Annotated in this window: 23 protein-coding genes and 2 pseudogenes; 13 read left to right on the top strand and 12 right to left on the bottom strand. The window is 58.8% G+C overall.

Translation table 11 applies throughout. From position 1 onward, the window contains the following. Positions 1-100: 100 nt before the first annotated feature. Genes GKR98_15720 through GKR98_15730 form a run of 3 tightly spaced genes read right to left on the bottom strand, consistent with a single transcriptional unit; the run spans position 101 to position 3,330 of the window. Positions 101-430 (bottom strand): hypothetical protein, encoded by a 330-nt coding sequence (locus GKR98_15720; protein ID QMU59501.1) that lies wholly within the window; start codon positions 428-430, stop codon positions 101-103. After that, on the bottom strand, positions 427-2,307 hold the full coding sequence (locus tag GKR98_15725; GenBank protein ID QMU60137.1) for an OmpA family protein: 1,881 nt from the start codon (positions 2,305-2,307) through the stop codon (positions 427-429). The genes GKR98_15720 and GKR98_15725 overlap by 4 nt, the downstream gene beginning before the upstream one ends. Positions 2,308-2,355: 48 nt before the next feature. Continuing rightward, a complete protein-coding gene (locus tag GKR98_15730; protein QMU59502.1) occupies positions 2,356-3,330 on the bottom strand; it encodes a 4-hydroxybenzoate octaprenyltransferase in 975 nt (324 codons plus the stop codon). A gap of 12 nt (positions 3,331-3,342) precedes the next feature. Here GKR98_15730 and GKR98_15735 point away from each other — a divergent pair. The 4 genes and pseudogenes from GKR98_15735 to GKR98_15750 all read left to right on the top strand — a co-directional run bounded on the left by GKR98_15735 (position 3,343) and on the right by GKR98_15750 (position 6,643). Then, positions 3,343-3,861: pseudogene (locus tag GKR98_15735) on the top strand (16S rRNA (uracil(1498)-N(3))-methyltransferase). Positions 3,862-4,078: 217 nt separating this feature from the next. Continuing rightward, entirely contained in the window at positions 4,079-4,312 is a 234-nt protein-coding gene (locus GKR98_15740; GenBank protein QMU59503.1) for a hypothetical protein, read from the top strand. 59 nt (positions 4,313-4,371) lie between these two features. Beyond that, positions 4,372-5,742, top strand: a complete 1,371-nt coding sequence (locus GKR98_15745) for a glutamate--cysteine ligase (GenBank protein QMU59504.1) — start codon at positions 4,372-4,374, stop codon at positions 5,740-5,742. A gap of 538 nt (positions 5,743-6,280) precedes the next feature. After that, positions 6,281-6,643 (top strand): hypothetical protein, encoded by a 363-nt coding sequence (locus GKR98_15750; protein QMU59505.1) that lies wholly within the window; start codon positions 6,281-6,283, stop codon positions 6,641-6,643. A gap of 57 nt (positions 6,644-6,700) precedes the next feature. On the opposite strand, the gene GKR98_15755 is transcribed toward GKR98_15750, so the two are convergent. The 6 genes from GKR98_15755 to GKR98_15780 all read right to left on the bottom strand — a co-directional run bounded on the left by GKR98_15755 (position 6,701) and on the right by GKR98_15780 (position 10,930). Continuing rightward, positions 6,701-6,925, bottom strand: a complete 225-nt coding sequence (locus tag GKR98_15755; protein ID QMU59506.1) for a hypothetical protein — start codon at positions 6,923-6,925, stop codon at positions 6,701-6,703. Continuing rightward, the gene (locus tag GKR98_15760; protein QMU59507.1) at positions 6,922-7,365 is read right to left on the bottom strand and encodes a DUF805 domain-containing protein; all 444 of its coding nucleotides are present in this window, start codon (positions 7,363-7,365) and stop codon (positions 6,922-6,924) included. The genes GKR98_15755 and GKR98_15760 overlap by 4 nt, the downstream gene beginning before the upstream one ends. After that, on the bottom strand, positions 7,362-7,991 hold the full coding sequence (gene plsY, locus GKR98_15765; GenBank protein ID QMU59508.1) for a glycerol-3-phosphate 1-O-acyltransferase PlsY: 630 nt from the start codon (positions 7,989-7,991) through the stop codon (positions 7,362-7,364). The genes GKR98_15760 and plsY overlap by 4 nt, the downstream gene beginning before the upstream one ends. Before the next feature lie 170 nt (positions 7,992-8,161). Next, the gene (locus tag GKR98_15770) at positions 8,162-9,427 is read right to left on the bottom strand and encodes an amidohydrolase family protein (protein ID QMU59509.1); all 1,266 of its coding nucleotides are present in this window, start codon (positions 9,425-9,427) and stop codon (positions 8,162-8,164) included. An 11-nt stretch (positions 9,428-9,438) separates the two neighbouring features. Beyond that, the gene (locus tag GKR98_15775; GenBank protein QMU59510.1) at positions 9,439-9,969 is read right to left on the bottom strand and encodes a hypothetical protein; all 531 of its coding nucleotides are present in this window, start codon (positions 9,967-9,969) and stop codon (positions 9,439-9,441) included. Between the two features lies 1 nt (position 9,970). Beyond that, positions 9,971-10,930 (bottom strand): aspartate carbamoyltransferase catalytic subunit, encoded by a 960-nt coding sequence (locus GKR98_15780; GenBank protein QMU59511.1) that lies wholly within the window; start codon positions 10,928-10,930, stop codon positions 9,971-9,973. A 203-nt stretch (positions 10,931-11,133) separates the two neighbouring features. On the opposite strand from GKR98_15780, the gene GKR98_15785 reads away from it, so the two are divergent. The 5 genes from GKR98_15785 to GKR98_15805 all read left to right on the top strand — a co-directional run bounded on the left by GKR98_15785 (position 11,134) and on the right by GKR98_15805 (position 18,096). Beyond that, positions 11,134-11,889, top strand: coding sequence for a uracil-DNA glycosylase (locus tag GKR98_15785; GenBank protein QMU59512.1), 756 nt, complete (start codon positions 11,134-11,136; stop codon positions 11,887-11,889). Beyond that, positions 11,889-12,509, top strand: a complete 621-nt coding sequence (locus tag GKR98_15790) for a LysE family translocator (GenBank protein QMU59513.1) — start codon at positions 11,889-11,891, stop codon at positions 12,507-12,509. The genes GKR98_15785 and GKR98_15790 overlap by 1 nt, the downstream gene beginning before the upstream one ends. After that, on the top strand, positions 12,506-13,048 hold the full coding sequence (gene moaB, locus GKR98_15795) for a molybdenum cofactor biosynthesis protein B (GenBank protein QMU59514.1): 543 nt from the start codon (positions 12,506-12,508) through the stop codon (positions 13,046-13,048). Before GKR98_15790 ends, moaB begins: the two co-directional genes overlap by 4 nt. Before the next feature lie 92 nt (positions 13,049-13,140). Continuing rightward, positions 13,141-14,601, top strand: a complete 1,461-nt coding sequence (locus tag GKR98_15800) for an HlyD family efflux transporter periplasmic adaptor subunit (GenBank protein QMU59515.1) — start codon at positions 13,141-13,143, stop codon at positions 14,599-14,601. A 111-nt stretch (positions 14,602-14,712) separates the two neighbouring features. Next, a complete protein-coding gene (locus GKR98_15805; protein ID QMU59516.1) occupies positions 14,713-18,096 on the top strand; it encodes an AcrB/AcrD/AcrF family protein in 3,384 nt (1,127 codons plus the stop codon). On the opposite strand, the gene GKR98_15810 is transcribed toward GKR98_15805, so the two are convergent. Next, positions 18,093-18,899 (bottom strand): hypothetical protein, encoded by an 807-nt coding sequence (locus GKR98_15810; protein ID QMU59517.1) that lies wholly within the window; start codon positions 18,897-18,899, stop codon positions 18,093-18,095. The two genes, GKR98_15805 and GKR98_15810, sit on opposite strands and share 4 nt — an antisense overlap. Before the next feature lie 112 nt (positions 18,900-19,011). Here GKR98_15810 and GKR98_15815 point away from each other — a divergent pair, with 112 nt between their 5' ends. After that, positions 19,012-19,584: a YqgE/AlgH family protein gene (locus GKR98_15815; GenBank protein QMU59518.1), complete on the top strand. Its 573-nt coding sequence runs from the start codon at positions 19,012-19,014 to the stop codon at positions 19,582-19,584. A 123-nt stretch (positions 19,585-19,707) separates the two neighbouring features. Here GKR98_15815 and GKR98_15820 read toward each other — a convergent pair whose 3' ends face one another. Further along, positions 19,708-21,078, bottom strand: coding sequence for a D-alanyl-D-alanine carboxypeptidase (locus tag GKR98_15820; protein ID QMU60138.1), 1,371 nt, complete (start codon positions 21,076-21,078; stop codon positions 19,708-19,710). A 242-nt stretch (positions 21,079-21,320) separates the two neighbouring features. Continuing rightward, positions 21,321-22,021: pseudogene (locus tag GKR98_15825) on the bottom strand (HAD family hydrolase). Positions 22,022-22,114: 93 nt separating this feature from the next. On the opposite strand from GKR98_15825, the gene clpS reads away from it, so the two are divergent. From clpS to GKR98_15840, 3 genes are read left to right on the top strand one after another with little or no spacing between them, the layout of a single operon-like run. Beyond that, positions 22,115-22,459: an ATP-dependent Clp protease adapter ClpS gene (gene clpS, locus GKR98_15830; GenBank protein ID QMU59519.1), complete on the top strand. Its 345-nt coding sequence runs from the start codon at positions 22,115-22,117 to the stop codon at positions 22,457-22,459. Positions 22,460-22,481: 22 nt separating this feature from the next. Further along, on the top strand, positions 22,482-23,471 hold the full coding sequence (locus GKR98_15835) for a methyltransferase (GenBank protein QMU59520.1): 990 nt from the start codon (positions 22,482-22,484) through the stop codon (positions 23,469-23,471). 6 nt (positions 23,472-23,477) lie between these two features. Beyond that, a complete protein-coding gene (locus tag GKR98_15840; protein QMU59521.1) occupies positions 23,478-24,287 on the top strand; it encodes an SDR family oxidoreductase in 810 nt (269 codons plus the stop codon). The last annotated feature ends 92 nt before the right edge of the window (positions 24,288-24,379 follow it).

The raw sequence follows: 24,379 nt of genomic DNA on the forward strand, positions 1-24,379 counted from the left end.
ACTAATGTAGCGCATTTCCGACCAAATCCGGTGTTGCTACGGAATCGCGCATAGAGTCGCCGAGGCGATCTTAGTCCAGAAAATGCAATGCGATTGCGACCTAATCCGCTTGGTTGGCCCGTTCGATATGGCTGCGAAGGTCTTCGGTTTCGGTGCGCGCAGCGCGCAGGCCATCCATTGCGGCACCAAGCTCGGCTTCGGTCTGGCTAAGTTTGTTGGACAGCTCTGCTTCGCGCTGTTGCATGTAAGTGACCGCCTGGTCGCGGGCATCTTCGGCCTGATGTAACTCCTGGGCCATCAAATCCAGATCATCCATGTCTGATCTTGTGACCCGCGTGATTCGCGAAATCAGCCAATGGGCGAACCAGCCGGACATGAAGGCTACGAACAGGATTGCTGCCGTTGCAAGTATGAATTCGGTTCCATTCACTGGCTTGTCTCCTCGCCCGCGGCGTCTTCGGTTTCGGCACTAGATGCCTGTTCTTCATTTTCCGGCAATACCAGGCGGAACTCTATGCGCCGGTTCGCTTCGCGGCCTTCTTCGGTGTCATTGTCGGCAATCGGTGCCGCTTCGCCGTAGCCTTTGGCCGTCAAGTTCGAGGTCAGAACACGTCGCGCCATGATGGCATTCAGCACCGCGTCGGCCCTTGCCTGACTAAGTTGCTGGTTCATGATCTCGCGACCCTGACTGTCGGTGTGGCCGCTGATCTCGATTTTGACAGTTTGGCAATCGCGTAGGAGTTCAGAAATAGCATCGATGGTGCCAAGGGCAGCATCTTCGATATCGGTCGAAGAAGGCGCGAATGTAATTTTCTGGCTGGTCGCGGCCGAATTTATCTGTTCGACGCATTCCTCTGGCGTGGGAAGGGCGGCAAGCGGGTCGAGCGCTTCTGAATATGAGACATCCAGTTCAAATGCGGCACCATCTTCCAGTTTCGACGATAGGATGCGGGTAATTTCGGAGCGTGCTTCTGACCGACCAGAAACCCCGGTTATTTCAATCAAGTCAGGGGTAACTAACGCAGTGCCATCATTCACGATCGCCAAGGCCTCGAGACTGCTCAACACTCGGGTTGCCCATCCAGCCGGAAGATCCCCGGTTATGCGAGTGGCCGGTACGATATTCGCGGCTCCAAAATGCGCGGCTGCGAAATTTTCGACGGCGGTCTGAGTAAGCTCGTCACCAAGGCGTCCGCGAATCTCGACTTGGCCTTCGGTGGATCTGGTTGCCTGAAAATCGGGCACGGTGTCGTCCTTAGCGACCTCGGCGGGCTTTTCCAACAGAACCGCGTTCAGCGAAAAGACTTCGGGCAGTGCGCCTTCCAGCTCACCAATGTGACGGTCAAAAACCTCCCGTTCCGTACCTTCGGCAGCAACAAGCGTCATGTCGGCGTTCGACATCGTCAAAGTTCCCAAACCTATTCTGGACAGCGCATCAATGCCTGCAACGGCCGCCTCGCCCCAACTTGAGGACGGCGCGCCCAGACCCAAAGTGCAGTTACTGTCAGTGGATGCGCCAGCACGCATCGCGGCGGCGGCGATGCCCCGAGCCGTCGTTTCGGTGTCTGCCGAGCACGCATCGAACCTGGCTTCATTTTCAGCAATGAAGAACCGAAGCGTGAACGGCGTGATCACAGGGCGCGGTGCTGAAATGTTGAGAACGATTTCCAAACCAGACGGCGCGTCGCGTTTCAATGTGCGCTCGATCCGACGTTTGTCTTCAGGATCTTCTGCGACAGCAATGATGGTGACTTTTTCGGATGAAACTGAAACCTTGGAGCGCGGCAGTATCTTCAAGGCACCTAATCCGTATGTGAGGGCTTGCTCCCACCCGGGCGGAGGCGCGAATTCAGCGTCTTCCAGAAGGTCGGTAACTTTTTCCGCCCCCGATGTCTGGCGTGCCCGTTCGATTACCGTGTCCGGGTTGGACTCGGTTGGGATCAACCCGATCAAAGACAGCCCGTCTTGGTTCTTCAGAATTTCCACCGAGAAATCCGGGGCGGCGACTTCAAGAGAAGCTGCGACGCCCATATGGTCAAGCACCCGGCTGGCGTCGACGATTGTGCCAGCAATGGACAATGCTGCAAAGCGCGTTGCTTCGTCTGGCGCGACGCCCGATAGGGTAACCAACAAGCCATCTGCGGCCACGTCGGTCCAGTCATGTCCTGACTGGCCAAGAGCAAGGCCAATAGCTGTCAAAGAGCGGTCTTCTATTCGCGATTTGGTCCAGACGGCCACTCCAAAGCAAGCAGCACCGGCGATCAGCACAGCAAGTGTGTGCGGCAGGAAATAGCGAAGGCGGGGCATCTTGCGTGTCATTGGCGTCTTGTTAGTCGGCTGGATGGCTGTCTGCAATCAAAGGAAGTGGGCTACGGCAAAAAACAGCACGGGGATCAGGCCTGCATTGCGGTTTGAGCGGAAAAGCATCAGGCATTTTGCAGGGTCGTCGATGTCGAGCTCGCGTAATTGCCAGGCCAGATGCCAGCCGAAGGCCCAGATGCCGCCAAGGGCGACGACCAGTTGCAGGACATTCACGGTCGTTCCTAGCGCAAGGATCAGGCCTGCGGCGAAGAATGTGACGGCACCGACCATGAACCATTTCAGCCATTTTGCCGTGTTGTCGCCAAAGAGCCGTGCGGTGGATTTTACGCCGATAAGGGCGTCGTCTTCTGTGTCTTGGTGCGCATAGATTGTATCGTAAAACAAGGTCCAGAAGATGCCGCCGATATAGATCAGGACGGCGGCCCAATTAACGGTTCCAGTGGCAGCCGCGAAGGCCAAAAGCGCGCCCCAGTTGAAGGCCAGCCCAAGAAAGACCTGCGGCCACCAAGTGAAGCGTTTGGCGAACGGGTAGATGGCGATAAGCGCCAGCGAGCCGATGCCAAGTGCGACGGCCAGGGGATGAAACGTCAGCAAAATAAGGAGGGCCAGCAAAGCCTGTGCGGCCATCCAAATCACCGCGCCGCGCACAGTGACCTGACCGGAGGGGATGGGGCGCGAGCGAGTACGCTCGACCTTATCGTCGAATTCCCGGTCGGTGATGTCGTTCCATGTGCAGCCGGCGCCGCGCATCAGCCACGCCCCGACAGAGCATCCGATGGCGATCCAAAGGTGCTGTGTGGTGAATTGGCCCTTCATCAGTGAGGCAAGTCCAATTGCCCAGAAACAGGGGATCAGCAACAGCCATGTGCCAATGGGTCGGTCGGCGCGGGCAAGGCGCAGGTAGGGGCGCGTTGGTGCCGGTGCATAATGGTCGACCCAATTGCCTTTGACGGCATCGGCGACCTGTCCGGTTTCGTTGGTGTCTGGTGTCCCGTCCGTGCCGGTCATATGTTCGCTTTCATGAAAGGCGCAAAAGTCAGGCTCTGTGTAGATCACCCGCTTGGGGCGGGGCAATCGGTTCCCTTGTCGCGGGAGCAGGCACATTACCTTTTCGGGGTGATGCGATTGGGCGTTGGCGACGCTGTGTTGCTGTTCAACGGGCGTGATGGCGAGTGGCGCGGGGATGTGGTTGAGGCCGCAAAACGCAAAGGTGTGTTGGTTTGTGCCGAGCAGACCGGGGCACAAGCCAACCCGCCGGATCTGTGGCTGATGTTTGCGCCTATTAAGAAGGCTCGCACGGATTTCATTGTGGAGAAGGCGACCGAAATGGGGGCCGCGCGTATATTGCCGGTGCAGACGGCGTTCACCAATTCCGAGCGTATTCGACGCGACCGGTTGCAAGCCCATGCGGTTGAGGCGGCCGAGCAGTGTGGTGGGACGTTTGTGCCGGAGGTGGCCGAGTTGCAGCGGCTGGAGGCGGTTCTGCGCGACTGGCCTGAGGGGCGGCAGTTGATGTTTTGTGATGAGGGTTTGGCTGGGGACGGCGCTGGTTTGCCTGATGTTTCTGGGCCTTTGGTTGGTATTGACCAGCTTTGGCGCTTTGTTCCTGATTGGTGGGGCCATGCTGGCTGTGGGCGTAACCTTGATGGTGACCGGCGTGCAGCGCGGACGGTTTCGCGGGGCTGGCGGTGGGGCCGGCGTGGTGGAGGTGGACGAGCGTCAGATCACCTATTTCGGACCCTCGGCTGGTGGGGTTATGGCGCTGGAAGAGATCATCTCGATCAGTGTGAATCGCGCTGGTGATTGGGTGCTGGTGGATCGCGCACGGCAAGCCTTGTTGATCCCGCGCGATGCGGAAGGTGTGGAGGCGTTGTTTGATGCGTTTACGGCCTTGCCCGGAATTTCGGCCAACAAACTTGCAGACGCCGCGCAGCGCCCGATGCAACAAAGCACCGTGATCTGGGAGAAACCGCACAGTCACCTTGGTTGACTTGGGCGCGAAATCGCGCAACTGACAAAACCTGATTTTGGCCAAAGAGGCGTTGTTACATGTCTATTCCCCAGTCCGGCGGCGGGCCGATTGAGCGTTACGAGCAGATGGCCGAATATTTGGCCGAGGGGTGCAAGCCAAAGGACGATTGGCGGATTGGCACCGAGCACGAGAAGTTCGGCTATTGTCGCGATAGTTTGCAACCATTGCCTTACCGGGGCGAACGGTCGGTCGAGGCCATGCTTGAAGGTCTTCGGGACCGGTTCGGATGGGCGCCGGTTTTGGAAGGCGGCAACATCATCGGTTTGGAGAAGAACGGCGCCAACGTGTCGTTGGAACCGGGTGGTCAGTTGGAGCTGAGCGGCGCTCCGCTGGAAACGATTCACCAGACTTGTGACGAAGTGAACACCCATCTGGAAGAAGTGCGCACAGTCGCGCGCGAGATTGGTGTGCGCTTTATCGGACTTGGCGCTGCGCCGCATTGGTCGCACGAAGAAATGCCGGTGATGCCTAAGGGGCGTTACAAGCTGATGACGGATTACATGGGGCGCGTTGGCACCCATGGCACCCAGATGATGTACCGGACCTGCACGGTTCAGGTTAATCTGGATTTCGGGTCGGAAGCCGACATGGTTCAAAAGCTGCGTGTCGCGTTGGCATTGCAGCCTGTGGCAACGGCGTTGTTTGCGAACTCGCCGTTTTTCGAGGGCAAATTGAATGGCCACAAAAGCTGGCGCAGCCGTATCTGGCGCGATTTGGATGCGGACCGCACGGGCATGCTGCCGTTTGTCTTTGAAGACGGCATGGGGTTTGAAGCCTGGGTCGAGTATGCGCTTGATGTGCCTATGTATTTTGTCTACCGCGACGGGGTTTACCTTGATGCGTTGGGCATGTCGTTCCGCGACTTTCTGAAGGGCGAGTTGCCAGCACTGCCAGGCGAAAAACCAACGCTTTCTGACTGGGCCGATCACTTGACAACGATCTTCCCGGAAGCGCGGATCAAACAGTTCCTTGAAATGCGCGGAGCTGATGGTGGACCGTGGCGGCGACTGTGTGCTTTGCCGGCGTTCTGGGTTGGGCTTTGCTATGATCAGAGCGCGCTGGATGCGGCCTGGGATGTGGCCAAGGGCTGGGATGTTGAGACTCGGGATGCATGGCGGGTTGAGGCTTCGGTCCATGGACTTCAGGCTGAGGTCGGCGGCGTGAAAATGCACGATCTTGCGCGGGAAGTTGTGTCGATTGCCGGGGCTGGCTTGAAGGCGCGGGCGATGCCTGGGGTCGGTGGATTGGTGCCCGATGAGACGCATTTCCTGAATGCTTTGCAGGAATCGCTGGAATCTGGCGAGGTGCCAGCGGACGAGTTGATCCGGCATTTCAACGGGGACTGGGGTGGCGATGTGACTCGGGTATTCGAAGACCACAGCTACTGATATTGCGATCTTAACGACAAGTTGCGGCAACGTTCTGTGGTAGGGCGTTGCGTCAATGTGGTCTGATTGTTAACGCCTTAAAACATTGGGGATCCCGCAAATCCGCCCTGTCTGTATCGCGTCGGTATCACGTCGGTGCCCCTAGCGCATGTTGCGCGTTCGCACCCAAGATTTGGTGCGTGCGGTAAGGAAGGTTAAGACAGGGTTAATGTTTGGCCAAGAGCCGCATTGAGCGAAACGGAGTGTCACTGAACCAGATTTTGGCCGACATGACGGCTGGCTAAGTTCACAGCGAAGAATTAAATTTAGTTGCCACCCTTCTTTCTTCCGACGGGGCAAAGTTTAGAGTGCCAGGAAAGTGGCCAGTTCATTTTCAACTCTATGATCTCGGCGCCGATAGATGGTTCAATCTTGGCGTATGGGGAATGGTTGGTGCTGGACGTGGAGACCCATTCTTGATGATCAAACCCCATCACAACGCGGTGTAGTGGCGTCGAATATGTGGAGCATTCGAGGAAAGGCGTGGCAAGATAGTCGTATGAAGTTGTTGCTAGCGATCTTGTCAGCCATTGTTCTAGTAGCTTGCGACGATGATGGCGTGCCAGTTGATGCGAGCGCCTTGGCGGAACTATTCGCGGTTCCGCAGAAGGCCAGTTTCAAAACGGTTCGATTTACGGGCAGTGTTGAATTCAGAGCAAATGGGTCTGCACGACTGGTCATCCCCGCACTGGGCGCGGACGATGGGCGGTGGTGGTTGAATGGCGACAGGATCTGTTCGCAGTGGAACCAGGCGCTGAATGGCAAGGAAAGATGTGCCCGTCTCGTCGCATTGACCAGTGGGTCGTATGCAGCAGTTGATAGTGGCTCTGGTCTGCGAGTTGGGACATTTTCTTTTAATTAGCGCGGCGAGCGACGATCAATCGATCTGCACATCCATAACGAATGACACGACTTTCGTTTAGGACATTTCACAGGGCTTCAAAAGCACGGCCCCTGAGGCGAGACGGTATAGATTGAAGCTGATGTAATCGTTGCCGCCAAGTTCTTCGGCTTCGAGTTTTTGGCTGCGTCCGCCCGACATCTGGGTCTTTACCACACGATAGCGTTTACCGTTGTAGGTGCCGCCGTAGCCACCATTTGGCAGGGCATCGAAGGCGGTAACGAAGGCGGGATCGGCGCTCAATCGCGGCCAACTTTCGGGATGGAGGATTGGGAGAGTTTGGGGTCAGGAGTCTCGGGCTCCCGGTGCCCGCCGCCGCCATTTAGCGGATCGGGGCCAAAGCGGTTGGGGCCATCGGTGCCACGCATGACGAAGAGGACCAGAAGGACGATGAACCCGATTAACGGAACCAGAATAAGCAACATCCACCATGCGGACATGTCGCGGTCGTGCAGTCGACGTCCGCCGACAGTAATGGATGGGATGAGCAGGGCCAGGCTGACGATCGCGCCTGCAATACCGATATTGGAACCAAGACCCATGCCTAGCGAGTCGACAAGACTGGCCAGAAAGTTGGCGATCATGCCAAAGAGAACAAACCACCAGTATTCGGCGCGTCGCGCGCGGCCTTCGACGGTGAGGTATTTCTGAAAGCAGACTCGGACGGCTTCGGTGAAGGTCATAGGGTTTCCTCGGGCGCAGGTTTTGAGTTCCCGATGCGAGGTTCGGTGCCGCTCAGCAGGCGGCGGATGTTGTCTTTGTGGCGCTGGAAGATCAGGGCAACCATGATCAGAACGACGGCAAGGGCAGAAGTTGCGCCGAAGAGGACAGCCCAGATTGGCGTCGACAGTGCGGCAACGAGGGCAGAAAGCGATGAAATTCGCATAAGCCCGGCGATCGCGAGCCACGTGAGACATGCGCCGACGCCCACCGGGAAAGCCAATGCCAATAGTGTGCCAAGGAAAGTGGCCATGCCTTTGCCGCCCTTGAAGTCAAGCCAGATGGGGAAGAGGTGTCCCAGAAACGCCGAGAGCGCGGCCAGTTGCGCGGCGTCCTCGGCCAGGGTCGCGCGGGCGATCAAAACCGCGATCGCGCCTTTTCCACTGTCCAGAAGTAGGGTTGCTGCCGCGGCGGGCTTGGAACCTGTGCGCAGGACATTTGTGGTTCCGATATTCCCTGACCCGATAGAGCGAAGATCGCCGAGCCCTAACAGGCGTGTGATTACGATGCCAAACGGTATCGACCCGAGGATGTAGGATAAAACGGCGGTCAGGGCCAAAAGGCTGAAGCTGGTTTCAATCAGTGGCACGCGGCGGCTCCGGTAATTTGTTAGGAAAGTTTCGGATTTTGATGCGGGAACTGCAAGGGTGATCTCCGACGCGGAGATCAGAATGGAAACTCAACGGAGTTTCCGGCCATCGGATCGGGGGACGGGGATTTCGTGTCGAAATCCGGGGCGGAACCTCTGTGAGGTTCCAATTAGGCGGCGAAAACCTGATTGCCGCCGACCCAGGTGCCAATAACACGGCCTTCCATTTTCGCCTCGTCGAAGGGTGTATTCTTGGATTTTGAACGAAGTTTGAAGCGATCCATGACAAAGGGCGCTTCCGGGTCAAAGAGCACCAGGTCTGCTGGTGCGCCTGACGAAAGTCGCCCTGTCTCCAGCCCCAGCCGCTTCGAAGGGGTCAAAGACAACGCCCGCCAGAGCGTGGGTAAATCAAGGCTGCCGCCATTTACCAGCCGCATCGACGCAGGAAGCAAGGTTTCAAGTCCGACCGCCCCAGAGGCTGCTTCAGCAAATGGCAGGCGTTTGCTTTCTTCGTCTTGCGGTGTGTGCATCGAAGAGATCACGTCGATCAAACCGCTGGCGACGGCCTCGACGCTTGCGATCCGGTCGTCTTCTGACCTGAGTGGCGGTTTTACTTTGAAAAACGTGCGGTAGTCGCCGATGTCGAATTCGTTCAGTGTCAGGTGGTGGATCGAGACGCCCGCTGTAATGTCGAGGCCCGCATCCTTGGCGCGTTCGAGCCGCCGCAGGGCGCGCGCCGTCGTAATCTGGTCAGCGTGGTAGCGTGCGCCGGTCATCTCGGCGACGGCGATGTCACGGTCCAGACCCATGCGCTCTGCCATAGGTGACGCAGATGGCAGGCCTTTCAGCGAGGCAAACTTGCCACTGGTAGCGGCTGCACCTTTGGACAGCTGCGGTTCCTGGGGATGGGCGACGATCAGGGCGCCAAGTGAGGCGGCGTAGGTCATACACCGCGACAGCACCTTGGTGTTGGTGACGACTGTATCACAATCGGTGAAGGCGACCGCGCCGGCGTCCATCAAAAACCCGATCTCGGCCATTTCGCGCCCTTCGCGACCACGGGTCAATGCGGCCATGGGCAGGACGCGCACTTGCGCGGCTTCGTTGGCGCGACGGCGCACGAACTCCAGCGTTTCCGGTGTGTCGATTGCGGGCAGAGTGTCGGGACGCGTGATCATGGTGGTGACGCCGCCCGCCGCAGCCGCATGCCCAGCTGAGCGAAAACTTTCCTTGTGGCGTTCGCCGAGTTCGCTGACTTTCACGCCGATGTCGACAATGCCGGGTGCCAGGCATTTCCCCTTGCAATCAATGATTTCGGCCCCGTCCATTCCGGAAACCTCGGCGATTTGGCCATCCTTAACCGCGAGTATCCCTATGGTGTCGGTGCCCTTCTCAGGGTCGATCAGGCGAGCGTTCTGGAAGACGATATCGGTCATGTCAAAGTCTCTTACAGGGCGATGAGCAGGATGATACCCGCAGCGACGATCAGGGCCCCGAAGGCACCGATCCAGGATCGGGTTCGAGGGGAGTTCAGAGGCGTAGGTGCAGGCATTTGTAGCGGCGTGTCTGTGGCGGTGTTCGGAGTCGGTATGGGGGCCGGAGCCTTGGCGGCCTCTTCCTTGAATACGCCAATGAAACGCAGCGCGGGGTTCGGTTCGAGGGTCTGTTCGAGGCCCTTAAATGCCGAGGTCGGGATCAGGATGATCAGCCCGGTCAGAGCGTCCAAGGCGGCAGACTTGCCTGCAAGATCTTTCGCGGCGATTCCATAAGCGTCGATCAGAAAGGCAGTCAGGCCAAGATCGGCGATTGATTTTGACGGGATAACCTGAATTTTCGAAGGGTCAATTTGAAGGTCTTTGCCCAGTAGGCGGTGAACGTTGTGCGCAGTGATGGCGGCGGCTTCAGGCGGATCCAATTCGGTCGAGAACAGGCGCACCAACCCGTATTCATCAGCAGGAATTTCAACCGCCTCGGGCATATCAGGCCATGACTCCGGCTGGTGACTGGCGCTGGGCGATCAGATTGTTTGCCAAAAGTTTCATTGCGGCCATGCGCACGGCGACGCCCATTTCAACCTGTTCCTGAATGACTGAGCGGTTGATGTCGTCGGCAATGGTGCCGTCGATTTCGACGCCGCGGTTCATCGGACCGGGGTGCATGACGATGGCATCGGGCTTGGCGGCTTCGAGTTTGGCGGCGTCCAGCCCGTAGCGGTGGAAATACTCGCGTTCTGAAGGGATGAACGCGCCATCCATGCGTTCTTTTTGTAGCCGCAGCATCATGACGACGTCTGCGTCTTTCAGGCCCTGGGCCATATCGTCATAGACTTCGACGCCCCATTCGGACGCGCCGCTGGGGATCAGGGTTGGTGGGCCGACAAGGCGGATGCGGCTTTCCATTTTACCCAGAAGCCAGATGTTGGAACGGGCAACGCGGGAATGGGCGATGTCACCGCAGATGGCCACGGTCAGGCGGTGGAGGCGACCTTTGGCGCGGCGGATGGTGAGGGCATCGAGAAGCGCCTGAGTTGGGTGTTCGTGGCGGCCATCGCCTGCGTTCAGCACCGCGCAGTTCACCTTTTCGGCCAGAAGGCTGACCGCTCCTGAGTGTGGGTGACGCACCACGAGGAGGTCGGGGTGCATGGCGTTCAGGGTCATCGCGGTGTCGATCAGGGTTTCGCCCTTTTTCACCGAAGACGCCTGCATGTGCATGTTCATCACGTCTGCACCGAGACGTTTGCCTGCCAGTTCAAAGCTGGCCTGGGTACGGGTGGAGTTTTCGAAGAACATATTGATCTGGGTGAGACCGGTCAGGGCGGTATCGTGTTTGTTCGCCTGGCGGTTCAGATCGACGTAGGAATCGGCGAGATCGAGAATAGCGGTAATGTCATCGGGGGAGAGGTGTTCAATCCCCAGAAGGTGGCGAGCGCGAAACGGCATGGGCGAGCTCCTTCGATTTTCGGGTGTATAGGCCGGGATCGTCTTGGGGGGAAGGTGTGATTTAGCGGACACGCCTGAGGCGTGACATGATGTTTGCGCCGCGCGTTCCGCGCATCGCGGTGCCTTCGGCGAGAGTATTTTAGATCAGAAGAAGACGCAGGGCGGGATTGTTCTTTGCTGGGTAGGGGCCTAGCTTTGCGGACATGGGATTCTGGGAGATGAAAGCAGCGCTGGAGTGGCAGGTGGCCATGGGCGCTGACGAGGCCATCGGCGAGGGGCCGGTGAATCGGTATGCTGTGGCGGAGGCTCCCAAGAAGGTTGCGAAGCCAGCGGCTACCGGGCCAGTCGGGATGATTACGGTGGATCCGGTGGCAGCAGCCGAGGCTGCGGCAAAAGTTGGGTCCTTGGACGATTTGCGCGCGGCGATGGAGGCCTTTGAGCATTGCGAGCTACGGCGCGGGGCGCGCCAGTTGGTGTTTGCAGATGGGCAGGCCAGCGCGCGCGTGATGATCGTGGGCGAGGCACCGGGGCGTGACGAGGATTTGCAGGGCAAGCCATTTGTGGGGCGAGCCGGGCAGATGCTGGATCTGATGTTTTCGCATATCGGATTGTCGCGCGAGGCCGCGGACGCTGTGGGTGCGCTGTATATCACCAATGTATTGCCCTGGCGGCCGCCGCAGAACCGCGACCCCGAACCGGGTGAAATTGCGATGATGCTGCCGTTTCTGAAGCGGCATATCGAATTGGTGAATCCCGATCTGATCGTTGCCATGGGCAACCATGCCTGCCGCGCGCTTTTGGGGCGGCAGGGGATAACCCGGCTGCGCGGGAACTGGGCCGAGGCGATGGGTAAACCGGTCTTGCCGATGTTCCACCCGGCCTATTTGTTGCGCAATCCAATGGCCAAGCGTGAGGCTTGGGCCGATTTGTTAGATTTGCAGGCTAGGTTGCGGGGTTGATGGTTGATCCGATTTTATATTTGGCGTTTCTGCCAGCAGTGTTCGCTTTGGTGCTGACGCCGGGGCCGGACATGATGTTTGCCATGGCCCAAGGTTTGCGCGGCGGGGCCTGGGCGGCGATAGCAGCAGCGGCTGGGGTGGCGACTGGTGCCTTTATCAATGCGACGTTGGCCGGTTTGGGGTTGGAGGCGGTGGTTTCTAAAGCACCCTGGATATTCGGCGTGGTGCGTTGGGTGGGCGTCGGATACCTGCTGTATCTGGCCTATAAGACGGTGACGACGCCCTTGGCCGGCGAAAATGCGCGGCCCGTGCGGACGTCTCATGCGTTTCGCGATGGGGTGATTGTGAACGTGTCGAACCCGTCGGTCATCTTCTTCATCCTGGCGTTCATTCCGCAATTCGTGGACCCGATGAAGCCGATCCTGGCGCAGTTCCTGATCTATGGCGGCACAATCGCGGTGCTGGGGTTTCTGGTGAAATCGGGGGTCGGCATTTCGGCTGGTGGATTGGGCCGGGTTCTGGCGAAGAACAAGGCGGTTGAACGCGGGTTGCGTTGGATCTCGGCGACGATCTTCGGCGCGCTGGCCCTAAGGATGGCCATTGCGGGTGGGCGGTCGTGAATCGGATTGACGAAACCAAGGAATTTGTGCCGGTCAGAATCGCGGTTCTGACTGTCAGTGACACGCGGACGACGGCGGATGATCGCTCGGGCGATACGCTTGCCGGGCGGGTCAAAACGGCGGGGCATATTCTGGCCGCACGGGGCATAGTGCGGGATGATCGCACAGCAATTGCCAATCAATTGCGCGACTGGTGCGCCGATGACACGGTTGATGTGATCATCTCGACCGGTGGCACGGGGCTGACGGGTCGGGATGTCACGGTAGAGGCGCATCGCGACGTCTATGAAAAGGAAATCGAGGCGTTTGGCACTGTTTTCACCCATGTTTCTATGGCGAAAATCGGCACATCAGCGGTACAAAGCCGGGCTTGTGGTGGGGTTGCGAATGGCACGTATCTGTTCGCTTTGCCGGGGTCTCCCGGAGCGTGCAAAGACGGTTGGGACGAGATTTTGGCGCCGCAATTGGATTATCGGCACCTTCCCTGCAACTTTGTGGAGATAATACCGCGTCTGGATGAACATCTGCGACGGAAGTAGCTGCGTATAACGTATAAGTGTCAGGGTTTTGCTATATTTCGGCACGACCTACATAATAGCATGTTGGTTAAGATCACGCGGTTAGGATTTTTATGCGGTTTCTTCGGCGATCTCTGATCGGTGTCTTCTTGATGGCGGTGACTTTCGGGTTGTTCGCCTGGGCGGGAAGCACGGTTTATGGCGCGTTGCAGACGCGCTGGGCGGACGAGCCCGGGCAAAGGCCCGCGCGCGAGCGCATTTTTGCGGCCAATGTGGTGACCCTGGCGCCCGAGACGATCCGGCCGGTGTTGGCCACCTTTGGCGAGGTGCGGTCACGCCGCACGCTGGAATTGCGCGCGGCGTCGGGTGGCGAGGTTATCTGGCTGAGCAAGGCTTTCGAAGAGGGCGGCGCGGTCGAGGTTGGCGCATTGCTGGCGCGGATTGATCCGGCGGACGCTGAAAGCGGGCTGGCGACGGCAGAGGCTGATCTGTCCGAGGCAGAGGCGGATTTGCGCGAGGCGGAGCGGTCTTTGGACCTTGCGAGATTAGATATACTGGCAGCCGAAGATCAGGCGCGGCTTCGTGCCAACGCTTTGACCCGGCAACAGGATTTGGCGGAACGCGGTGTCGGGTCTGCGGCGGCTGTTGAGACAGCGGAACTGGCCTTGTCGTCAGCCAATCAGGCGGTTCTGGCCAAAAAGCAGGCCAAGGCGAATGGCGAGGCGCGGGTTGATCAGACCAAAACGGCCCTGGAGCGTCGCCGGATTGCCTTGGCAGAGGCCAAGCGCACGCTGGCCGAGACCGAAGTGCACGCCGAATTTGCAGGCGTCCTTAGCGATGTGTCTGCCGTGGTTGGCGGGTTGGTGTCGCCGAATGAACGCCTTGCAGAACTCATTGACCCAACCGCGCTGGAAGTGTCGTTTCGGGTCTCGACGCCACAGTATACGCGATTGCTCAGCGAAAATGGCCGGTTGGTCGGGGCGGACGTGACCGCCTCGATTGATATTCTTGGCGTAGACTTGGAAGCCAAAGGCGTTGTCAGCCGCGAAAGTGGTGCGGTGGGGGCAGGGCAGACCGGACGGCTGTTGTTTGCGCAGATCGAAGATGCGCCCGGGTTCCGGCCCGGTGATTTCGTGTCCGTTAAAATTGAAGAGCCCCCGTTGGAACGCGTCGTGCGTCTGCCCGCCTCGGCGGTGGATGCGGCTGGCACGGTTCTGGCGTTGGGCGACGAGGACCGGCTTGAAGCCGCAGACATTCAGGTGCTGCGCCGCGAGGGTGACGATGTGATCGTCCGGGTGCGTGGGCTGGTGGGTCGCGAGGTTGTGGCCGAACGCACCCCGCTTCTGGGCGCAGGTATCCGCATTCGTCCGATCCGCCCTGATGGTGCCGAGGAGACGCAGGAAGAGCCAGAAATGCTGGCGCTTGATCCCGAACGCCGCGCGCGTTTGGTGGCCTTTGTCGAGGGTAATGCCTTTATGCCTGCCGAGGTCAAAACTCGCGTTCTGGCGCAATTGGCTGAAGATATGGTGCCTGCCCGTGTGGTCGAACGCATTGAAAGCCGGATGGGGGGCTAATGTGATGTTCTCCAAGCCTCAAAAGATCTTCTTCTGTTCAAAAATACTCCGGGGGACGCGCAAAGCGCGGGGGGCAGCGCCCCCATCGGATCCCGTTAGGGCAATCTGATTATGGCCCGCGATCTGTCCAAAGCCGCTGGCGGCGTCCTGTCCTATTTTACCCGGCACAGAACCGTGGCGAACCTGCTTCTGGTTCTGTTGTTGCTGGCGGGACTCTATGCGATCCCGAAGATGCGGGCGCAGTTCTTCCCTGACATCGTGGTCGACGACATCACCATTCAAGTCGCATGGGATGGGGCAGGGGCGGAAGACGTTGATCTGGCCGTGGTGCAGGTGCTGGAACCTGCGTTGCAGGACGTCGATGGCGTCATTGAAAGCTCGTCGCGGTCGCGCGAGGGCGGCGCGACCATCTGGCTGGAGTTCGAACCGGATTGGGATATGTCTCAGGCCGCGAACGATGTGGAAACCGCGCTGGAAGGCGTGACAAACCTGCCAGAAGATGCCGAAGACCCGGAAATTCGGCGCAGTCGCTGGTCGGACCGTGTCACGGACGTGGTGATCACCGGCCCTGTGGGCGTCGATCAACTGGCGAATTTCGCCGATGAATTTGTGGCGCGCCTGTTTGCCGAAGGCGTGACGCGCACCACGATCCGTGGACTGGCCGCGCCTGAAACCATTGTCGAAGTCACTTCGCTTGACCTCATACGGCACGATATCTCGATGCAGGAGATTTCAGCCGCCATCGCCGAAGAGGCGGAGGCTGATCCGGCAGGCGATGTCAGCGGTTCAGCGCGGGTGCGCACCGGTGTTGCCAAGCGCAGTGCCGGGCAGATTTCGGATATCATCTTGCGTTCGAACCAGGACGGCACTCAGTTGACGGTGGGCGACGTGGCCCTCGTCAGGGTCGAGGGCGCTGACCGCGACCGGGCCTATTACGTCGGCCCGGATCCAGCGATTTCCGTGCGAGTCGACCGATCAGCCCGTGGTGATGCAATCCGTATGCAGGCGCAGGTGGAAAAAGTCGCCGAGGAAATGGAACTGACCCTGCCGGAAGGTGTGCAGATCAACCTGATCCGCACTTTGGCGGAGTCTATCACCGCGCGTCTGAATATCCTGTTGGATAACGGCCTGTTGGGCCTTGGTTTGGTGGTCGCGCTGTTGTTTCTGTTCCTGAACGCCCGCACGGCGTTCTGGGTTGCCGCCGGAATTCCCGTGGCGATGACGGCGGCGATTGCCATGATGTATATGGCCGGGCTGACGCTGAATATGGTGTCGCTTTTTGCGCTGATCATTACGTTGGGCATCGTGGTGGACGACGCGATTGTGGTGGGTGAGCATGCCGATTTCCGTGCGCGCCGTCTGGGCGAAGACCCGGTGACGGCGGCTGAAAACGCCGCGCGCCGGATGTTTACGCCGGTTTTTGCGGCCACCATCACCACGATCATCGCTTTTTTCGGGCTGATTGCAGTTGGTGGCCGGTTCGGTGATTTGATCTCTGATATTCCGTTTACCGTGATCGTTGTTCTGATTGCCTCGCTGGTGGAATGCTTTTTGATTCTACCGCACCATTTGAGCCACGCCCTGACCCATACCGCCAAGGAACACTGGTATGACTGGCCCTCGCGAAAGGTGAACATTGGGTTCCGCAGGGTGCGTGAAACGTTGTTCCGCCCGATGATGGCCGGAGTGGTCTGGGCGCGCTATCCGGTGATTGCCGGGGTGGTGCTGATCCTTGCCAGCCAGGCCGCGCTGTTCATCAAAGGCGATGTGCAATGGCGGTTCTTCAACGCGCCCGAGCGCAGTTCGGTCACCGGCAACTTCGCCATGGTGCCCGGCGCCACCCGTGAAGACACCGTTGAAGTCATGCGCACTTTGCAAAAGACGGTTGAAGATCTGGGGGCCGAATACGAGGCCGAACACGGCCGCAGTCCGATCCTGTATGCGTTGGCGGAAATCGGTGGCACCTCGGGCCGGGGTCTGGCGGGGCAAGAGACCAAGGAAAGCTATCAGCTTGGTTCGATTGCAATCGAATTGATCGACGCCGATCTGCGTCCCTATTCCAGCTTCGCCTTTGTCGCCGATCTGCAGGACGCCGTGCCGCGTCACCCGATGTTGGAAACGATCAGCTTTCGCGGCTGGCGGTCTGGCCCCGGTGGCGATGCCATCGATATCGAACTTTCGGGCTCCAGTTCTGACACCCTGAAGGCGGCGGCAGAGTCGTTGAAAACGCAATTGTCGCGCTACGGCGAGGTGTCGGCGCTGGAAGACAATCTGGCTTATGACAAAGAAGAACTGGTGTTGGAACTGACCCCCCAGGGGCAGGCTTTGGGGATCACCATTGATGATTTGGGGCGCACGTTGCGCGCCCGGTTGAACGGGTTAGAGGCCGCAAGTTTCCCTGACGGACCACGCTCGGCCACTATCCGCGTTGAGTTACCAGCCGGTGAACTGACGGCGGATTTCCTGGACCGGATGTTGATGCGGACAGGCGCAGGCGCACCTGGCGAAGGAGTCTATGTGCCGCTTGCAGATATCGTGACGGTCGAGCGCCGCACCGGTTTCTCGACCGTGCGGCGCGAGAACGGCTTGCGCGTGGTTTCGGTCACCGGAGATCTCAGTGAAGATGATCCGGCGCGCGCCGAAGAAATTTCAACAGAAATTGCCGAATTGACCCTGCCGAAATTGCAGGAAGACTTCGGTATTTCGACCCGCATGGCTGGATTGGCCGAAGACGAACGCAACTTCCTGTCCGACGCCCTGACCGGTTTGATCCTGTGTCTGGCGGGTATCTACATCACGCTGTCCTGGGTGTTTTCAAGCTGGTCGCGCCCGATGATCGTGATGGCGATTATCCCATTCGGTTTAGTCGGAACTATCTGGGGGCATAACTTCTGGGACGTGCCGCTGTCGATGTTCTCGGTTGTTGGGTTGATCGGAATGGTCGGGATTATCATCAACGATTCCATAGTATTGGTCACAACGGTTGATGAATACGCGGAGGATCGCGGGCTGATTCCAGCGATCATCGACGGGGCTTGCGACCGATTGCGCCCTGTCATGCTGACGACATTGACCACGGTCTTGGGGCTGACACCGTTGCTTTACGAAAGCTCGCAACAGGCGCAGTTTTTGAAACCCACGGTGATCACTCTGGTTTACGGGTTGGGCTTCGGTTTGGTGCTGGTTCTGCTGGTGGTCCCTGCCTTGCTGGCCATCGGCCACGATCTGGGCCGCAACATCCGCGCCGCACGCCGGGGTCTCGCGGGCCGTGCACCGGGTCTTCAGGGCGCGTTGGGTGTGGCCGGTCTGGCCGCTGCGGGCTGGTTCGCCGTCACGATGGGTGCAGTCATGATGACCGGAGCGTTGCCCGTGGCCCTGGGTTCTGGTGCTTCGATGGCCATGGCGTTTGGGTTATTTGTCGGTGGTGTCGCCGCGATCACACTTCTGGTCTGGATTGCCGCGGCGGTGCGAATAGCCCGGCGCTTGCAAACCTAGCGACAGCCTTGCAAATCGACCGCGTGGCCACCACCGAACACGGTCAGTCGAACGTCCTGTCGCGCAAGTGCAAAAGGCCGGGCATCGGGCGGAACTATCTCGGCCTCAGCAACCAGATAGTTGCCTTCGCGGCGGGTCGTCGCCTCGGATATCCAAATTTCGCGATCGGGCAATTCGATCACTGCTGCTTCGATTCGTCCCAGCGCTGGCAATTCGACCTTCGCGGTCAGGCGCAGCCCATCGCTGATTGGTACGATGTCACAGGCAACCCTGCCGGCACGGGCTTCGCGCGGGGTCAGTGGGCGGTCCGCGTGGGCAGCGGTAATGGTGTGGGTAGGCGTTGTGTGGCTGTTTCCTAGGTCAGCATTAATCCTGAAATCCATGGGAATGCAGATATCCTCGCAAACACCGATCGTCACCTCGCCCTTAAGGGAAACGGTTTCAGCGTTCTTGGGAACATGCAGCGTTAGCGGGAAAACCACCTGGTTCTCATAGCCAATCGAGCGCATTCCATTGTCAACAAAGACATCAGGAACCGGGAAGTCGACAGTGACATTTGAAATGTTGCGCGAGGCAGACCAGTCAAACACCGGCGGAATTCCAGCAGCGCCGGGAGTACGCCAATAAGTCTTCCACCCGGGTGCCAGAGTGATCGAAAGGGCTGCATGGTGATATCCGTCCGCAGTGCGCCATCCCGGCAGGATTTCTGCCACAGCGATGTTTTCCGGCAGATGCCCTTGTGCAAGTGCTCCGGTGGCAGTGGTGCAGGCCAAAACGGCAAGAAGGTTACGAACTTTCAACATGGCCCTCAGTTAAGCGTCGTCTGCGTCGTTTGGAAATCACATTCCGGTAATCCTTTGTGACTGTGGTTTACCTGCCCTTGATGGAATGGGTGGCATAGATCATCTATGAGTCATGAGTTCAGCCGATATGACATCGCTTGAAGGCAAGTTGTTGATCGCCATGCCTGGCATGGGCGATCCTCGCTTTGAACACAGTGTCATCTTTCTGTGCGCCCATTCCGACGATGGGGCGCTGGGGCTGATCGTCAACAAGCCTACGCCCGAACTAACGTTTTCATCGCTTTTGGATCAGCTGGGGTTGAACTCGGACAAGTCATCACGCGATATTCGCGTGCATTTTGGTGGCCCGGTCGAGAACGCGCGTGGTTTCGTGCTGCATTCGGGGGACTACGATTCCAACGATGCGACGCTTGAAGTGAATGATACATTCGGCATGACCACGACGATTGATGTGCTTGAAGAACTGGCGCGCGGCGAGGGGCCGAACTCGGCTCTGCTGGCGCTTGGCTATTCCGGTTGGGGGCCGGGCCAGCTCGAAGGTGAGATCATGCAAAATGGCTGGCTGACGTGTGATGCATCGTCCGAGCTGGTTTTCAACGGGGATGACGAGTCAAAATGGAGCGCCGCACTGGCGACGTTGGGTGTCGATCCGTTGACCCTGTCCGCAGAGGCCGGTCGCGCCTAAGCTCCACCTTGCGTCCTTCTTCTGTCTAAAAATACTTAACCGCGTTGGCGAAAGCCAACGCGCGGGTCGATGCGCCGGAGGCGCAGCGAAAAAGAGGAGCTTGGTTGGGGTGATGGCTAAGCTTTAGCCCGGTCCAACGGGCAGACAGTTCATATTCTGGGCCAGAAGACGGCGGCAGGCCAGTTCGGCTTTCTCTTCGGACAGGCCGACGAAATTCGCTTCATAGCCTTTCGAGCTGTGTACAACTTTGCGCAACGCCGTGTCCAAAGTGCCAAGCTCGACCAATGCCGTTTGCAACAGCATCTTTTCGGCCTCGTGACGCGATGCAAACCGGCCAACGTTTATGGCCCAGTGACGTCCGCCCGAGGTGGACATGCGCGTAACAACCACTTGTTCGGACCGCGTGACTTCTTCGGATTCTGCGGTGCGCTCGGCAAAGGCAACAGGCCGCGGAGGTGGGCTGACCAAAGCGGCGGCGAGGGAGGCGGCCAGAACAGGCGATGGGACAGCAGAACTGCCTTCAGCAACTACTTCAGCGGTTTTTTCGGCGTCCGGTGTGGCGACTTCGGCGAGAACATCGCTGATGCCTGCCTGCATGGCGATCAGAACATCGGCGTCAGGTTCCGGCAATGGCCGTTCCAGCGGGCGTGGGCTTTTCGCAATCAGGCCAGAGGCGCGCACGACCTTGCCCGTTGAATTCTCACTGGCGCCTTCAGCCAGAAGGATCGGGCGCTTGGGCTTTCTGACTGCAACGCGGCTGGGCGCGCGATCAAATCCCATGTCCAGCAATTCGGCCACACGGGCGTTGCGCCAGGCGGTCGAGCGGCCACCAAATACCGTCGCGATGATCCGTTCATTGCCACGTTCGGCGGAGGCCACAAGGTTATAGCCAGCCGCGCGGGTGTAACCCGTTTTGATCCCGTCCGCGCCACGATAGCCATTCAGCAAGCGACGGTTGGTGTTGCGCACAGATTTGATGCCTGCGCTGGTCGATTTGCGGGAAAACAGGTTGTAGTAGTCGCGGTGGTCGTAAAACAGATGCCGTCCAAGCCGCGTCATGTCGCGGGCCGTGGACAGATGGCCCGACTCAGTCAGCCCGTGGGCGTTCTTGAACGTGGTGTTCGACATGCCCAGGGCTTTGGCCATGCGGTTCATCCGGCGGGCAAAGGCCGCCTCGCTGCCGGAAATTGCTTCGCCCAATGCCGTCGCGGCATCGTTGGCGGATTTTACGGCAGCCGCGCGGATAAGATAGCGCAGCTGGATTTTAGACCCTGCCCGCAGACCCAATTTCGATGGCGGTTCGGATGCAGCTTTTTTGGATATCAGAACTTTGGTGTCCAGACTGATTTCGCCCTTTTCGATTGCGTCAAACACCACATAAAGCGTCATCATCTTGGTCAGCGAAGCCGGATGCAGTCGGGTATCTGCGTTGCGCGAATGCAGAACCTTGCCGGACCGGGCGTCAATGACCATGGCGGCATAGGGGGCTGCCATAGCAACGCTGCCCGACGCCAAAAGGCCGACGAAAAATAAAACGGATACGAAATTGCGCGCGACCTGACGGATCGTCACCACACTGCCCTTTACTCTGCCTCAGACCCTGATCTTTGCCGCCAGGTGTCATCAATTCGCAAACCCTAGCACGGCCTAACTCATCGGAAAACAATGAATTTTCGGTCAATTCGAGGTCTTTTTAAGGCAAAAGCTATATAGTGTGGCATTGAGGCTTCTGGCTACTATATGCTGTGTTCGATCTCGGCGATTATTCGCGGCAACTCGTCGAAACGCGCGATCTTGCGGAAGCGATCATGGCCGGTCGGGGCTTCGGCCGCTTCGATCTCCCAGGTCATTCCATGGGGCACATAGATACCCCATCCGCCAGCCTCGATAACTGGATTTACGTCTGATTTCAGCGAGTTACCGGCCATCAATGCCGCCGTTGGTTGGGTCTATGCCGTGTAAAAATCTCGGCATAGACCGGCGCGGTCTTTTCAGACACGATCTCGACCCCGTCAAAGTGTTCGCCCAGTCCCGACTGCGCAATTTTACGTTCCTGATCCAGCAAATCGCCCTTGGTGATCAGCAACAGCCGGTATCTTCCGGCCAGCGCATCAACGGTTTCTTCGACCCCCGGAAGCAATTCAATGGGGTGGGCCAGCATTTCCTGACCCGTTGCGATGATCTCGCGCACCACATGGCCGGGCACCTTATTTTCGGTTACATCCAGCGCGGTTTCGATCATCGACAGCATGAAGCCTTTGATGCCAAAGCCATAATGGCCGATGTTCTCACGCTCGAACGCGAGCAAACGTTCTGCCAGATGGTCCTTTTCCGCGTAGTCAGCCAACAATTCGGTAAAATGCGCTTCGGTCATTTTAAAGAAACGTTCGTTGTGCCAAAGCGTGTCGTCGGCATCGAAACAAAGCGTGGTTAACATGGTGTTCTTCACTCCGGCGGCGATCCGCCCTTTTCATGCGCCCATAAACGCATATATTGTGCGATCTAGCCAACCATCCAGAGACGGACAACCGTGACCCTCAGCACATTGCATATGATGGCCGAGACCGACAGGCCAGGCGACGGTGATACTGGCGTCCTGACCGAGACCAAGCCAAAGACGCAAAAGCCGCCGCTGTATAAGGTGATGCTGCTGAATGACGACTATACGCCGATGGAATTCGTGGTGCATGTTCTGGAGCGGTTCTTTGCCCTCAGCCATGCGCAGTCGTTCGAGATCATGATCACGGTGCACAAGAAGGGGCTGGCGGTTGTTGGCGTGTTCTCGTTCGAGATTGCCGAGACCAAAGTGGCGCAGGTGATGGACTTCGCACGCCGTCATCAACACCCGCTGCAATGCACTATGGAAAAGGAATAGGGCGCGCGCGCCCGTTTCGACTATGCTGTCCCAAAGATTGACCCTCGCGCTGGAAACGGACGCTGTTTCGCTGCCCGAGGAAGGTGTGATCGCGGTGATCGGCCCGGATGGTGCCATGGATCTTTCGATGCTGCCGAAGGATCGCATACAGGTCGTTCAGCGGCACTTCCCTCATCACGCGGCGTTTCAACGGCAAGGGTTTGAGACCGCGACCCAGATCGGGACGTCTTATGCCGCGGCCATCGTCTGCCTGCCCCGCGCCAAGTCCGAGGCCCGCCAGATGCTGGCGGCGGTGCGCGCGGCGACGGATGGGCCGATTGTGATTGATGGTCAGAAAACCGACGGCATCGATTCGATCCTTAAAGAGGCGAAGAAGCGCGGGCAGGTGGGCGAAGTCATCTCAAAGGCCCATGGAAAGATATTCGCCGTCACGGATGCGAATTTCTCGGATTGGGCCACGACCGTGCAGAACAGCATTGGCGGCGGCTTCAAAACCGCGCCGGGCGTGTTCTCCGCCGATGGTGTCGATCCTGGATCGGCCCTTCTGGCCGAAACGCTGCCAAGGAAGCTGCCGGGGCGCGTCGTTGACCTGGGCGCGGGCTGGGGGTTCCTCAGCGATGCCATCTTGAAACGTGAGGGTGTGGCACGTGTTGATCTGGTCGAGTCTGATCACGCTGCGCTGGAAATGGCTCGTCTGAACATCACCGATGAACGCGCGGTCTTCCATTGGGCCGACGCACGCGAATTCCGGCCCGAAGCGCTGGCTGACCACGTGGTTACCAACCCGCCATTCCATCAGGGCCGCAGCGCCGATCCGTCCTTGGGTCGCGCCTTTATCGCCAGTGCCGCCGCCATGCTGACCCCGCGCGGTCAGCTTTGGCTTGTCGCAAACCGTCATTTGCCTTACGAACAAGCGCTAGAAGACGCATTTTCGACTGTTCAAACCCTGGGCCAAACCCCGTCTTTTAAACTTTTCCACGCCGCATCGCCAAAACGCCGCCGCAAAGGATAGACCCATATGTCATTCTCAATCGCAGGCAAAACTGCCGTCGTCACAGGGGCCGCCAACGGGGTCGGGCTGGCGATTGCGCGTCATTTCCACGCCCGTGGGGCGAATGTCATGTTTGCTGATAAGCATGAAGACAAGCTGATCAAAGAGGTCGGCAGCGTCGATGATGATGACGAAGGCACGCTGGGATACTTCGCGGGCGATCTGCGGGAAAAGCTGAACGTGACAAACCTGTTGTCGGCAACGCTGGACCGTTTTGACCGGGTGGATATTCTTGTCAACGGATCACGGCAGATGCTGTCGTCGGACCCGCTTTCCGCTGATGATGATCTGGTGACCAAGCTTTTGAACCAGAACCTGATGACGTCGCTTCGGCTGACCCAGGTTTTTGCCAAACGCATGATCAAACAGGCGCAAAAGGATGGCAATGACGGCCCCGCGGGGTCGATCATAAATATGTCGTCAATTGCGGCGCGGCGCACGCAGCCCGATCTTCTGGCCTATTCCGTTAGTTCGGCGGCGGTGGATCAGATGACCCGGTCTATGGCCGTCGCACTGGCCCCGAACCGCATCCGCGTGAACGCAATCGCGCTGGGGTCTGTCATGAGCGCTTCGCTAAAAGGGGCCTTGGACGAACACGAAGAATTCCGGGACGAAATCATCGACTCTACGCCTCTGGCTCGTATCGCCAGTCCAACCGAATTGGCGGATGTGGCTCAGTTTCTGGCCTCGGACGGGTCGGGCTTTATGACCGGGCAGATCCTGACGGTGGATGGCGGGCGCACCCTAGTTGATGCCGCAGACGCCCCGGCGCATTGACGCGCAGGCCGAATTCTCGCACCAACGCTGCACATGCTTGATCTACCTCAAAGCTTGGCAGAGGCTGCCGGGTCTATGCGGGGTCGAACAGT

The organism is Boseongicola sp. (genome assembly GCA_014075275.1).
Classification (GTDB): Bacteria; Pseudomonadota; Alphaproteobacteria; order Rhodobacterales; family Rhodobacteraceae.